This window comes from Bradyrhizobium sp. 138 (genome assembly GCF_023074075.1).
Lineage (GTDB): Bacteria > Pseudomonadota > Alphaproteobacteria > Rhizobiales > Xanthobacteraceae > Bradyrhizobium.
This window is the reverse complement of the sequence record NZ_JADPKT010000063.1, coordinates 250,889-264,135: the sequence shown is the minus strand read 5'-3', so window position 1 is coordinate 264,135 and position 13,247 is coordinate 250,889. Positions and strand designations below refer to the sequence as shown.

At 64.0% G+C, this 13,247-nt stretch carries 12 protein-coding genes; 4 read left to right on the top strand and 8 right to left on the bottom strand.

The annotated features are described in order from the left end of the window. Positions 1-280: 280 nt before the first annotated feature. Positions 281-1,261: a GGDEF domain-containing protein gene (locus tag IVA79_RS21435; RefSeq protein WP_247556557.1), complete on the top strand. Its 981-nt coding sequence runs from the start codon at positions 281-283 to the stop codon at positions 1,259-1,261. Here the strand turns inward: IVA79_RS21435 and IVA79_RS21430 are convergent. Next, on the bottom strand, positions 1,258-2,955 hold the full coding sequence (locus tag IVA79_RS21430; RefSeq protein ID WP_247556333.1) for a diguanylate cyclase: 1,698 nt from the start codon (positions 2,953-2,955) through the stop codon (positions 1,258-1,260). The genes IVA79_RS21435 and IVA79_RS21430 overlap by 4 nt on opposite strands. A 109-nt stretch (positions 2,956-3,064) precedes the next feature. Between IVA79_RS21430 and IVA79_RS21425 the strand changes: the two genes are divergently transcribed. Beyond that, the gene (locus tag IVA79_RS21425) at positions 3,065-3,754 is read left to right on the top strand and encodes a YggS family pyridoxal phosphate-dependent enzyme (RefSeq protein ID WP_247556331.1); all 690 of its coding nucleotides are present in this window, start codon (positions 3,065-3,067) and stop codon (positions 3,752-3,754) included. A gap of 165 nt (positions 3,755-3,919) precedes the next feature. Here the strand turns inward: IVA79_RS21425 and IVA79_RS21420 are convergent, their stop codons facing one another. Further along, on the bottom strand, positions 3,920-4,705 hold the full coding sequence (locus tag IVA79_RS21420) for a fumarylacetoacetate hydrolase family protein (RefSeq protein WP_247556329.1): 786 nt from the start codon (positions 4,703-4,705) through the stop codon (positions 3,920-3,922). A 6-nt stretch (positions 4,706-4,711) separates the two neighbouring features. Then, entirely contained in the window at positions 4,712-5,281 is a 570-nt protein-coding gene (locus IVA79_RS21415; RefSeq protein WP_247556327.1) for a L,D-transpeptidase family protein, read from the bottom strand. Positions 5,282-5,485: 204 nt separating this feature from the next. Here IVA79_RS21415 and IVA79_RS21410 point away from each other — a divergent pair, with 204 nt between their 5' ends. Beyond that, complete coding sequence (locus IVA79_RS21410) at positions 5,486-6,172, top strand: response regulator transcription factor (protein WP_007598630.1); 687 nt, start codon at positions 5,486-5,488, stop codon at positions 6,170-6,172. 58 nt (positions 6,173-6,230) lie between these two features. Continuing rightward, positions 6,231-6,674 carry a cyclic nucleotide-binding domain-containing protein gene (locus tag IVA79_RS21405; protein WP_247556325.1) on the top strand — a complete coding sequence of 148 codons (444 nt, stop codon included), beginning with the start codon at positions 6,231-6,233 and terminating at the stop codon, positions 6,672-6,674. A 103-nt stretch (positions 6,675-6,777) separates the two neighbouring features. On the opposite strand, the gene xth is transcribed toward IVA79_RS21405, so the two are convergent. From xth to IVA79_RS21380, 5 genes are all read right to left on the bottom strand, one after another. Next, a complete protein-coding gene (xth, locus tag IVA79_RS21400) occupies positions 6,778-7,593 on the bottom strand; it encodes an exodeoxyribonuclease III (RefSeq protein WP_247556324.1) in 816 nt (271 codons plus the stop codon). 203 nt (positions 7,594-7,796) lie between these two features. Continuing rightward, positions 7,797-8,561, bottom strand: coding sequence for an outer membrane lipoprotein carrier protein LolA (locus tag IVA79_RS21395; RefSeq protein WP_247556554.1), 765 nt, complete (start codon positions 8,559-8,561; stop codon positions 7,797-7,799). A 151-nt stretch (positions 8,562-8,712) separates the two neighbouring features. Continuing rightward, positions 8,713-11,181, bottom strand: a complete 2,469-nt coding sequence (locus IVA79_RS21390; RefSeq protein WP_247556321.1) for a DNA translocase FtsK — start codon at positions 11,179-11,181, stop codon at positions 8,713-8,715. A gap of 9 nt (positions 11,182-11,190) precedes the next feature. Then, positions 11,191-12,405 (bottom strand): aminotransferase class I/II-fold pyridoxal phosphate-dependent enzyme, encoded by a 1,215-nt coding sequence (locus IVA79_RS21385; RefSeq protein ID WP_247556319.1) that lies wholly within the window; start codon positions 12,403-12,405, stop codon positions 11,191-11,193. A gap of 251 nt (positions 12,406-12,656) precedes the next feature. Beyond that, the gene (locus tag IVA79_RS21380; protein WP_247556318.1) at positions 12,657-13,163 is read right to left on the bottom strand and encodes a GFA family protein; all 507 of its coding nucleotides are present in this window, start codon (positions 13,161-13,163) and stop codon (positions 12,657-12,659) included. Positions 13,164-13,247 lie beyond the last annotated feature (84 nt).

Genomic DNA, 13,247 nt, shown 5'->3' with positions numbered 1-13,247 from the left:
TCGTTCGGGTTTTCGTGGGTTCGGCCGTCTCAAGACGGCGGACTAGGCCATAAAAGTCCGTAACGGGTCAATGGGTTGCCGAAAACCGATGGAATCCCCTCGGTCACACGTCCAGGCTCCGGTCCATTACGGAGGAGGCTCGATCTCAAGAGGTGATTAAGGCTGTGGGGCCAAGTTGTTGGGAACCTGAGGCCGGGACCTTGCGTCTATGATCGCCACCGCTTTCGACGAACTCGATTACGATTACGCAGCATCCGTCGCGCAGAAAGCCGTTCAGTGCATGGCTGCGCAACACGTGCCCGCCACGCCGGATAATTTCAACGTCTGGTTCGTCTATTCGATGGGCGTGCCAAGCGACCTGCAGCGCGCCATCGATATCCTCATCGGCAACAGGTGCAAGTTCGACGCGAACGTCAACCGGGATCTGTTTTCCACCTATGTCGCCGCGCCCGATGGCTCGGCGGCCTCCTTGGCTTCCCAGCAGCTGCACTCGGTGATGGATGCGGCTCAGGTCTTTCTCGCAACCGCCATTGCCGACAACCACGCGCAGATGCGGGCGATCCATGATGTTGCCGACCAGGGACAGGCCGGCTCCGATCCGAAATTGCTCGTGCAGCAGTTGATGAGCGAGCTTGCCAAGGCCGCCAGTCGCGCAACCAAGCTCGAGGCAAGCTTCGCGGACAAGACGCGAGAGCTCGAGGCTATCAGGGAAAACCTGAGCAAGTCCGAGGAGCGCGCCAGGACCGATACGCTCACCGGCCTGCCCAATCGCCGTGCGCTGGAGGAGTTCTTCCGCAAGGCCCAGATCGCCGCGATGGAGCAAGGCGAGCCGCTCAGTCTGCTGATGCTCGACATCGATCACTTCAAGAAGTTCAACGACAGCTTCGGACATGGCGTCGGCGACCAGGTCTTGCGCCTCATGGCCCAGGTCCTGCGTGACAAGGTCCGCGAGGTCGATTTGCCGGCGCGCTATGGCGGCGAGGAATTGATCGCCGTGTTGCCCGGTGCCGATCTTTCTGCCGCGGCGGTGATCGCCGAGCGTGTCCGACGCTCCATCGCCGAGTGCCAGATTACCCGCCGTTCGACCGGCGAAACGCTTCCCTCCATCACGGTTTCGATCGGTGCTGCGCAGTTTCAGCCGGGAGAGGCCATGGGCGACCTGGTCGAACGCTGCGACCGCGCGCTCTATCTGGCGAAAAGAAACGGCCGCAATCGCGTGGTTGCCGAGACGGAGCTCGATCGGGAGATTGCGGCGGTCTAGCCCGCCATCGCGATCTCGGCCGCGCCGTGGTCGATCACCAGGATGCCGTGCTCGACGACGTTGTTGCGGCCGCGGTGTTTTGCGGCGTAGAGCGCGGCGTCGGCGGCTTCGATCAGGTCGCCCGGACGCAAGCTCTCGTTGGGCTTCGTGGCGGCAACGCCGATCGAGACCGTGACGATCATATGGGCCGACGTGATGTGCGGCAGGCAGAGCTTCAGCACGGCTGCGCGCACCTGCTCGCCGATTTCGACGGCGCGCGTCACGTCGGTGTTCGGCAGCAAAAGGCAGAATTCCTCGCCGCCGTAGCGTGCCGCGAAGCCCATGTTGTCGGCGGCAATGCCGGACAGGGATTCGCCGAGCCTGGTCAGGCAGGAATCGCCTTCGAGATGGCCATAGGTGTCGTTGAACAGCTTGAAATGATCGACATCGATCATCAGCAGCGCGAGGTCGCTGCCATATTGCTGCGCGCGCATCCATTCGAAGTCGAGCCGGCTCTGGAAGCCGCGCCGGTTGGCGAGCCCCGAGAGCATGTCGATCGAGGCCATCACCGTCAGGCGGTCGTTGCTCGCGATCAGCTCGCGCTCGCGCTGGCTCAGCTGCGCGGCCATCGCGTTGAACGCGCGGGCCAGCGGCACGAACTCGGCCGGCAGGCGATTGCGCGCCGCGCGGGCCGACAGATCGCCCTCGCCGAGACGCTTGGCCATGTCGACGAGCATCTCGATCGGCTTGATGACAAGTTTCTCGGCGGCAATCAGCGCGCCGAGCAGGACGAACACGACGACGAAAGCGAGCTGAAGATAGGCGGTGCGAATGTCGCGGCTGACCGCCGCGGACACCTTGTCTTCGTCGATGCTGGCGATCAGGCGGGCATTGGTGCCCGCGATGCGGATGTAGCTGACCGCGCGGCGGGAGCCGTCGGCGGCGAGGAAAGACAGCGAGCCCTCATCCTGGTCAGACCGTAGCGCACGGTCGGCGATCGCGGACATCAACGGCAAATTGTCGAGGGGCCGGCCGACCGCGCTGTGCTGATCGGCGGGGGCGGCGAGCACGGTGCCCGCGCTGTCGACCAGCACGGCGGTGATGCCGGCGCGGCCGCCCAGATTGCTCATCACCTTCGACATCCAGTCGAGATTGACCGTGGCGAGCACGACGGCATCGGGCACGCCGCTGAAGGCGGACACCGGGTAGACCGCCATCACGGTCGGCGTCGGCACCGGCCGCGACATGATGAAGTCGCTCAGTACGAAGCGGCCGGTTTCCTGGGCCTGCTGGAAGTAGGGCCGGTCACTGAGATCGAGGCCGACATACATGTTGTTGGTGGCGCATTGAATGCGTCCGTCCTGGCCGGCGATCAAAAGCGTGCGGATCCAGGGCAGGTTCGACGGCAGACTCGCGCGCAGCACGTCGCAGCTCTTGCTGACGCCGCCGGCGGAGGCGCGGATGAAAGCTTCCGATTTCAGGATGGTTTCGACCGACGAAATCACCTCGCGCTGCGCGTCGGCGCTGTGCCTTGCGACGGTCGTGAATTCAACCGTGGCCTGCGCGATCTGCCGGGCGCGGGTGTCTTCGAGCGAACGGATGCGCTCGAGCATCAAGGGCGCCACCAGAATCACCGCGAGCAACGCGAGCCGCGCCCGGATTCCGACAACCTGCTTGAGTTTCGCTCGCTTGCGGTTGAGACTGATGCTTGCCATCTTCGCTACCCACCCCGCGGGCCAAGGTAAAGCGAAGGGTTCAAAAACTCTTGCTTGAACTCGGTAAAATTGGACTTACCTCCGGTTACGAGCACAACCAAACGACGCCATGACAGAAGCCAATGCCGCGCCGGTAACCGGCCATTCACCAAACGCGCTCGCCGCGGTCGAAGCCGAAATTGCACGCGCCTGCAAGGATGCGCAGCGCGACCGCGCCTCCGTGACGCTGATCGCGGTATCCAAGACTTTCGCCGCGGATGCCATCACGCCGGTGATCACCGCCGGACAGCGTGTATTCGGCGAGAATCGGGTGCAGGAGGCCAAGAGCAAGTGGCCCGCGTTAACGTCTGTTTACTCTGGCATCGCGCTGCATCTGATCGGCCCGCTGCAATCCAACAAGGCGAAAGAGGCGGTCGCGTTGTTCGATGCGATCCATTCGGTCGACCGTCCGAGCATTTGCCAAGCGTTAGCCAAGGAAATCGAATCCCAGAACAAGCATCCGCAGCTCTTCGTCCAGATCAACACCGGCGAGGAGCCGCAGAAGGCCGGCGTCGCGCCCGGCGAGGCCGACGCCTTCCTCGCCAGCTGCCGCGACACCTATGGTCTGACGATCTCCGGATTGATGTGCATCCCGCCGGTCGACGAACCACCGGCGGCGCACTTTGCTCTCACCGCCAAGATCGCCGCGCGCAATGGATTGACGAATCTCTCGATGGGCATGAGCGCGGATTTTGCCAACGCCATCATGTTAGGTGCCACCCATGTGCGCGTAGGCAGCGCGATCTTCGGACACAGGTGATAGGCGTTGGCGAGGATCGGGAGTTACGCGAGCTCTCTATTTCGTCATTGCGAGCGCAGCGAAGCAATCCAGAATCTTTCCGTTGAGGCAGTCTGGATTGCTTCGCTGCGCTCGCAATGACGCGCTGAGGGAGATGGGCTCGGAATGACAGCGGAGTGGTTGCGCCTACACGAACCCCACCGACACCTTCCCCAACACACCAAAATCCACCGCAAACTGATCGCCGGCCTGGATCGGCAGCGGCGGATGACACGTGCCTGTTGTCACGACCTCCCCTGCCCGCAAGGTGATGCCGAGCCCGCGTAGCTCATTGGCAAGCCAGGCCAGCGCAACGCGGGGATCGCCGAGCACGTTCTTGCCGTGGCCGATATAGCGCTCGCCGCGCAGCGTGATCGCTGGCCGCTCCTCGACGAGATCCATCGCGCGCCAGTTCGCAGCCGTCGCCGCGCCCAGCACGAACAGATGCGCGCAAGCATTGTCGGCGATGAGCTGCGCCTCGCCGGCATTGGCGAAATCGGTAAAGCGCGAATCGGGAATCTCGATCGCGGGATGGAAGCTGTCGACGGCGGCCAGCACCTCGTCGACCGTATACGGCGCCGCGCGCGGCGGCAGGTCGCGTCCCATGCGGAAGGCGAATTCCGGCTCGCCGACGCGCATCTCGTTGCCCTTCATCGCGGCGGTGCCGCCGTCTGCGATCACGGTGTCGCTCAGGATGCGGCCGGCCAGCGGCCCCGCGACATTGATGTGCTTCTGTCCTGATACGCTGGTGGCCGCGATCTTCCAGCCGAACAGTTTTCCAAACGACTGGGTTTCGAGCGCAGCCTGGATGGCGTAGCCCTCAGCGCGGCTCTGCGGCCGCAAGCGCGTCTCCAGCGCGTCAAGCTTGGAGCCGTCGCGCCAATGTTGAACGAGGACGCGCGATGCGGCCGCGATCTGATCCCTGTCGAGCATGTATCCTCACCCGATGATGATTTTTGTTCTTGGTCCCAATCGCCGCAGCAATTGCAGCATCGCAGATTTCGTCATGGAGACGCAGCCTGCGGTCGGGCCGAAATTGTCGCGAGCCAGGTGCAAAAATACCGCGCTGCCACGGCCGGCGATCCGTGGCCGCGTGTTGTGGTCGATCTCGATGATGAAGTCATAGAGATGGTCGGCGCGTTTGAGCCGGTCACCGCCCTGCCCCTCGCCGAGCCGGATTCCCTGATTGTAATGGCGATCGCTGGGATCCTCGCACCAAGCGTCCGCTGCGGTGATGATCCGGGCCGGCAAGAAGCTCTTGGGACGACTGTGCCGGTCGCCCCGCCACCACAACCGCCTGGGACGGAAGCTGCCCCTGGGGGTGCCGCCGTCGCCCTCGCGCTTGTTGGCCAGGATGCCGCCACGCCCCAGCGCGACCGGTATGGTCAGCGATCCCGCCGTCAGCCAGCCTCGGCGCGGATTGCCGGCTGCAGGCTTAACGCGGATCGCGGAGAGCGGCCTGGCGCTTCGATTCATGGTGTAACCAACTGACGTTGCTTTGTTTTTCATGTGAAAATGCGATGTCGAATTCATTACAGGACATTCATCAAAGTGCCCTGCTATTCTGGGTTAGAGTGGTTCTGGCTTGTGAATCGGTGACAGCCCACTACTTCAACACGAACAACAATAACAACAGCGACCCCCTAAACTTCCCTCACGGCTGGGTGCAGCATGGATGCGCGCCGAGTCGGACCCCCAAAAGGATGACCCCCTATGGCCAATGCCCGCAAGATCCTGATCGTGGATGACGATACCGATCTGCGCGACACGTTGGTGGAGCAATTATCGCTACACGAAGAGTTCGAAGCTTCCGCCGTCGATACCGGCGCCAAAGGCGCGAGCGCCGCGAAGGCCAATGCCCCCGATCTCGTCCTGATGGATGTCGGCCTGCCCGACACCGACGGCCGCGAGGTGGTCCGCTCCCTGCGCAAGGGCGGATTCAAGGCCCCGATCATCATGCTGACCGGGCACGACACCGATTCCGACACGATTTTGGGGCTGGAATCCGGCGCCAACGACTATGTGGCAAAGCCCTTCCGCTTCGCCGTCCTCTTGGCCCGTATCCGCGCCCAGCTCCGCCAGCACGAGGCCAGCGAGGACGCGGTGTTCTCGGTCGGCCCCTACTCCTTCCGGCCCGGCTCCAAGATGCTGACCGCCGCCAATGCGCGCAAGGTGCGGCTCACCGAGAAGGAAACCGCCATCCTCCGCTTCCTCTACCGCGCCGGCCAGATGCCGGTCTCGCGCGAGACCCTGCTCCAGGAGGTCTGGGGGTATAATTCCGGCGTCACCACCCATACGCTGGAAACCCACATCTACCGCCTGCGCCAGAAGATCGAGAAGGACGCCGCCAACCCGGAAATCCTGGTCACGGAAGCCGGTGGCTACAAGCTGGTGCCGTGATACGCTTGAAGGGCGTGCGAATCGTTTTAGATCGCATGCCCTTGAGCCTCGGATCTGAATGTCAATCGACGACGACGTAGCGCTTCTCGAGCGTGTCCCGACATTGCGCCTGTTGGGAGACGCCTCGTTGCGCATGCTGGCGATCGGCTCCGAGCAGCGCAACTTCGTCCGCGGCGACATCCTGTTCAATCTTGGCGACGATGCCGATGCCGGCTTCGTGGTCCAACGCGGCGCCTTCCGGGTCGATGACGGCGCCGGCGCCGAAATGATCGCAGGTCCCGGCGCGTTGATCGGCGAGCTTGCGCTGGTGGTGCCGATGAAGCGGCCGTCGAGCGCGATCGCGCTGGAGCACTCCTCCGTCATCCGCGTCGCCCGCAGCCTGTTCCAGCGCGTGCTCGAGAGTGACCCGGCTGCGGCCGTGCGCCTGCGCGACGAATTCGCGGTGCGCTCCAGCCAGATTGCCAGCGACATTTTGATGGCGGGTGCGAAGCTGACGAGCTGAGGCCCGTAGCCTCGTAGCCCGGATGGAGCGAAGCGAAATCCGGGATTCTCGCCTGCGGAAAGACTGCCCCGGATTGCGCTTCGCTCCATCCGGGCTACGGACCTTACACCTCCAGCGTCACCGTAACAGGCACATGGTCCGACGGCCGTTCCCAGCTCCGCGCATCGCGCAGAATCCTGAAATCGCTGACCGCGTCCTTCAGCGCGCGCGAGACCCAGATGTGGTCGAGCCTGCGGCCGCGATCGCCGACGGTCCAGTCGGCGGAGCGGTAGCTCCACCACGTATAGACTTTCTCGGACAGCGGAATGCGATCGCGTGCGACGTCGACCCATTCGCCGGCTTCGAGCGCGGCCTGCAGCTTCTCGGTTTCGACAGGCGTATGCGAGACCACCTTCAGCAGCTGCTTGTGCGACCACACGTCGTTCTCGTGCGGGGCGACATTGAGATCGCCGACCAGGATGTGGCGGTCCTCTCCACGCGGATGCAGCGGCTCGCACGCCTTCATCTCGTCGAGGAAACGAAGCTTGTGGTCGAACTTCTCGTTCAGCGCGGGATCGGGAATGTCGCCGCCGGCAGGGACGTAGAAATTATGCAGCACCAGCGGCTTTGCAATGTTGGCCTTCTCGCCGAACGACACCGAGATGTGGCGCGAATCCACCTTGTCGCAGAATGTGCGGATGTCCTTCGACTCGAATGGGATCTTCGAGACGACGGCGACGCCGTGATAACCCTTCTGCCCGTTCAGCGCGACATGCTCATAGCCGAGCCGCTTGAAGCGCTTCAGCGGGAAGGCATCGTCGATACATTTGGTTTCCTGCAGGCACAGCACGTCCGGCCGCGCGCTCTTGAGGAATTTCGCGACCAGATCGATGCGCAGCCGCACCGAATTGATGTTCCAGGTTGTCAGGGAAAGACGCATGAGAGTTGCGTCTTAGCAAGCTCTCGTGGGGTGGGCAAAGGCGCAAAGCGCCGTGCCCACCGTCTTCTCGAGTCCGAATGCGAGGATCTGAGCGAGCTCTCGTAGGGTGGGCAAAGCGGAAGCGTGCCCACGTGCCCGCCCTGAGGCGAGAGTGGTGGGCACGGCGCAAGCGCGCCTTTGCCCACCCTATGGCAGCGGAGCGCTCAACCCGGCGCGGGGGCGTAATTGGTGAAATCGATCTTGAACATGCCGGGATCGAGCTTCTTGCTCGAATCCAGATTGTAGACCGCGATTGTGGTGTCGTAGCCCTGCGGGTCGGTGACGGTCCACTGTTTCAGCTGGCCGTCCTTGGCGCCGAACATCAACAGGAGGCGGCTGGTGCCGACGAGCGCCTGCTTCTCCTCGATGGTGACGCTGACGAAGACGTCGTCGGCGGAGACGTTGACGACGTTGGTGTCCTTCATCAGGTCGATGCGGTCGGACAGCAGGAAGCGCAGCGGCGTTTGCGACAGCGGGTAGACGTCCTGTGTCGCCAGCTTGCGGTCGCGCACCACCAGCGAGGATCCGTCGGCGACGATGTCGATCGGGCTCGGCTCGTCATATTCGAAACGCACCTTGCCCGGCTTCTGGATGTAGAAGTCGCCCTTCGTCTTGCTGCCGTCGGGGCCGACCTGGACGAAATTTCCGACCAGCGTCTGCAGCGACGAGAGATAGGCACTGACCTTGGCCGCCTGCGCCTTCTGGTTGGTATCGAAGGTCTGGAAGATGCTGCTCGGCACGTTACGGCGCGGATCGGGGATCACCGGGTTCGGCGGCGTCTGCGTCGCGCCGGTGACAGCGGGGCCACCGCCTCCGGATTGAGCACCATCACGGCCCTTCGGCGCGGGCTTCGGCACCGGCACGGTCTGCGCGAGCGACGTCGCGGTCACCATCGCGGCAGTGACAGTGACGAGCAGCACGCCGGCCATGCGCGCGCTTCGCGCAGCGATGGTGGCAGCGAATCGAATGTCCGGATGTCTGATCAACGCGTCGTCCTAACGTGGCTGGGCGTCTTTTAGCGTGATTTCGGGCAAAAGCAGATATCGATTTTGCGTGAAATGATGTGTCGAGGTGACTGCCTCACATATGGCTGTCTTCTTCCTCGACCAGAATCTCGCGCTTGCCGGCGTGGTTGGCGGGTCCGACGATGCCTTCCAGTTCCATGCGCTCCATCAGCGAAGCGGCGCGGTTGTAGCCGATCTGCAGGCGGCGCTGGATGTAGCTGGTCGAGGCCTTGCGATCGCGTTTGACGATGGCAACGGCCTGCGTGAACAGATCGCCGCCGCCATCCCCGCCCATGCCTGTGGCGTCGAACACCGCGCCGTCCTCGTCCTCGGTCGGCTCTTCGGCGGTGACCGCTTCGAGATATTCCGGCTGGCCCTGCGTCTTGAGGTGACGTACCACCTTCTCGACTTCCTCGTCGGAGGCGAAAGGTCCGTGCACGCGGCTGATGCGGCCGCCACCGGCCATGTAGAGCATGTCGCCCTGGCCGAGCAGCTGCTCGGCGCCCATCTCGCCCAAAATGGTGCGGCTGTCGATCTTGGAGGTGACCTGGAAGGCGATGCGGGTCGGGAAGTTCGCCTTGATGGTGCCGGTGATGACGTCGACCGACGGACGCTGCGTCGCCAGGATCACGTGCAGGCCGGCGGCGCGCGCCATCTGCGCGAGGCGCTGGACCGCGCCTTCGATGTCCTTGCCGGCGACCATCATCAAGTCGGCCATTTCGTCGACGATGATGACGATGTAGGGCAGCGGGTCGAGCGAGAGCTTCTCTTCCTCGTAGATCGCCTTGCCGGTCTCCTTGTCGAAGCCGGTATGCACCGTGCGCGTCGGCTCTTCGCCCTTGGCCTTCAGCTCGAGCAGGCGCGTGTTGTAGCCATCGATGTTGCGCACACCGAGCTTGGCCATGTTCTTGTAGCGCTCTTCCATCTCGCGCACCGCCCATTTCAGCGCGACCACCGCTTTCTTCGGGTCGGTCACGACCGGCGTGAGCAAATGGGGAATGCCGTCATAGACGGAGAGTTCGAGCATCTTCGGATCGACCATGATCAGGCGGCACTGGTCCGGACGCAGCCGATAGACCAGGCTGAGGATCATGGTGTTGATGGCGACCGATTTGCCGGAGCCGGTGGTGCCGGCGATCAGCATGTGCGGCGTGCGCGCGAGGTCGATGATGACAGGATCGCCGCCGATGGTCTTGCCGAGGCAGAGCGGCAGTTTCGCCACCGTATCGGTCGCCTCTTTTGCGATCAGCAGTTCGCGCAGATAGACCTTTTCCCGATGCGCATTCGGCAGCTCGATGCCGATGGCGTTGCGGCCGGGTACGACGGCGACGCGCGCGGACAGCGCGCTCATCGAGCGGGCGATGTCGTCGGCGAGGCCAATCACGCGCGACGACTTGATGCCGGGCGCCGGCTCCAGCTCGTACAGCGTGACGACGGGACCGGGGTTGGCCTTCACGATCTCGCCGCGCACGCCGAAATCCTGCAGCACGCCTTCGAGTGAACGCGAATTGGCTTCCAGCTCGGCCTTGCTGAGCGGCTGGCGATCGCCGGCCTTGGGCGCTGCCAGCACCGACACTGACGGGAGTTCGAACTTGTCGGAGGATTTCTTGGAAGCGGCTTTCGGGGCTGCCTTCTTGCGCGGGGCGCGCGCGGCCGGCTCCTCTTCCTCCTCATCTTCTTCTTCGTGCTGGTCGTCGTATTCCTCGTCTTCGGGCTGCGGCGAGATCGAGGGCGCGGCGCGGCTGCCGCCGAGATTCGGTTCCTGGCGGCTGAACTGAGCGGCCTTGGTCTTCGGGGCGCTCGAGACCAGCGAGCGGTAAGCGGCACCACACAGCCAGATCAGCCGTGCCTTCGTGCTCATCAGTGCATGGAACAACCAGCCCAGCGACACCGAGCCCCGGTCGCTCTCCTCGCCTTCGTCGAGCGGCTTGTCGTCATCCTCGATCTCCGCGAGCTCGTCGTCATGCTCACGGGCGCCGAGACCGCATGCGATCAGGAAGGTCGCGGCCATCGCGGCGAACAGGATCGTGCCCAGCACGATGCGATAGATCGTGCCGGCCGGTCCGAAGATCACCGCAGGCGCCCGCACCAGGGCGTCCCCGACCACGCCGCCAAGGCCGGTCGGCAGCGGCCATGCGCCGCCATGCGGCCAGCAGCTGACGAAGCCCGCCGCAATCGCCGTGCAGAGAATCCAGGAGCTCAGCCGCAGCGCTTCGCGGTCGAACGGGCGATGCGTCATCATACGCCAGCCCCAGACCGCGACGGTCAGGACCAGCATGATCGCGCCGAGCCCAAGAATCTGCATCGCAAGATCGGCGCCGATGGCGCCGGCATAGCCGAGGATGTTGCGGATCGGCCGCGAGGTAGCGTGGCTGAGGCTGGGGTCCTGCACCGACCAGGTCATCAGCGCGGCTGAGGCGACGCCGGACAGTGCGATCAGGCCGAGGCCGGTGAGCTCGCGCATACGCCGCGCCAGACCCTCGCGGATCGATGGCGGCAGATGACCGACCAGTGGAATGACACGTTCGATTGCCGACATGCTCATGGGCCCCGCCTAACCCAGAGTCTCGACCAGCCGGTGCAGCGCCTGCGCCGTGGTCTCGCCATCCTGCACCAGCGCGAGGCGAATGTAGCCCGCGCCGGGATTGAATCCGTCTGGCTGCTGCCGCGCCAAAAAGCTGCCGGGCACCACGCGCACGCCTGCTTCGGTGAAGAGTTTCAGACACACCGAGACATCGTCGCCGATAGCAGACGTGTTGAGCCAGACACAGAAGCCCGCATCGGGCCGGCGATAGCCGTAGCGATTGCCGATGATCTGGTCGGCGAGATCGAACTTGATCCGGTAGAGCCGGCGGTTCTCTTCGACATGCGCTTCGTCGCCATAGGCAAAGGTCGCAACGTGCTGGAGCGGCACGGGCACCTGGGGAGCAGCGATGTTGCGCAGCTCCAGGAACATGCCGATGAATCTCTTGTCGCCGGCGGCGAAGCCGACGCGCAGGCCCGGCAGGTTGGAGCGCTTCGACAGCGACTGGAACGCGGCCACACGGGTGAAATCCGCACCCGCGCATTCGAGCGCACTGCCTGGTGCTTGCCGGGTGTAGATCTCCGAATAGCACTCGTCGCTGAGGATCATGAAGCCGTAGCGATCGGCGAGGCCCTTCAGGCGCGTGAAGTAATCGCGCGAGGCGACCGAGCCCTGCGGATTGGCAGGCGAGGCCAGATAGAACGCCACGGTGCGCGCCAGCGTCGCTTCGTCGATGGCGTCGAGATCGGGCAGGAAGCCGTTTTCGATCGTGGTCGGCAGATGGACCGGCTCGCAGGCTGCAGCCAAGGCCCCGGCGCCATAGACCGGATAGAACGGGTTCGGCATCAGGATCGCCGGCTTGCCGGGACGCGGGCCGACGTAGCGCTTTGCGGCGATCGCGGCGAGGAACAGCCCCTCGCGGCTGCCATTGAGGACGAGAATCTCGCTTTTGGGATCAAGCGGCCGCGGCAGCTTGAATCGCGACGACAGCCAGGTGCTTGCGGCCTGGCGGAACGGCTCGGTGCCCTGGTTCATCGGGTAACGGCCGAAATCGGCGATGTGCTTGGCCAGCACCGGGCCGACGAAATCAGGCACGGGATGCTGCGGCTCGCCGACCGCAAGCGAAATCAAGGGCTTGCCGGGTTGATGCGGCGCCAGCAGCTCGTTCAGCCGGACGAAGGGCGAGCGTTCGTTGTTGGAGCTTCCACCGGCCTGCGGCGCGCGGGATGAAGCGGTCATGACCATTCTGGGCGCCAGTACTCTCGGAACGGCCGGTCGCAGCACGGCGCCGGCGGGAAGCGGTTCAGTTCACCATAGATAGGGCGAGGTTAAGACGCGATTAACCATCGGTCGCCGCCTCCGTCCAGAGCAGGAATATTAAGGCCGGATAACAACGGGATGCGGGGTTACTCCCGTATGCGGGGCTCGATCACGCCTTTGCTGGGGATCCGGATACTTCGGCAACGTCATGGCCGGGCTTTGTGAACCAGACAGCCTCAATGCCCCGGCAGCTTCGCGAATGCCGGCATGCCCTCCGGGATCGCATGAAACTTCTGCCTGTCGCAGGTGTAGATCGCCATTTGCGGCTGGAACTGTCCCGGCTCGTCCAACGTGCCAACCTTCACGACGACGACACGCAAGCCCGGAACGTTGTTCACCAGATGTGTGCCGCATTCGGGACAGAACTCGCGCGTGATGGCGCGTTCGAGGTCCCTGCGCGTGAACTGTTGGGGTTGGCCGGCGATGTAGGTAAAGCCAGCCGCCGGCATTGCGATGAAGATGTTGGGCGCGCCGCCGGTGATGTACTGGCACTCGCGGCAGTGACACTGGGCCTGCATGCTCGGATCGCCTTCGGCTTTGTAGCGAACTGCGCCGCAATAGCATCCGCCTTCCAAACGCATGGCGACCTCCCGATTTTCGTTTCTTGTGGTCGATATTTCTGCGCCGGCGGTGCGGAATGGCAATCCCTTTCTTCGGTGCGAAATCAAAAAGATCCCTGCCAAAAGAAAGGGGCTCCAGCTTGCGCTGGAGCCCCTCAACGGTCAGGGCATTGCCGGGTATGTGCCCGAACCGTAGTTCTGGGCGCG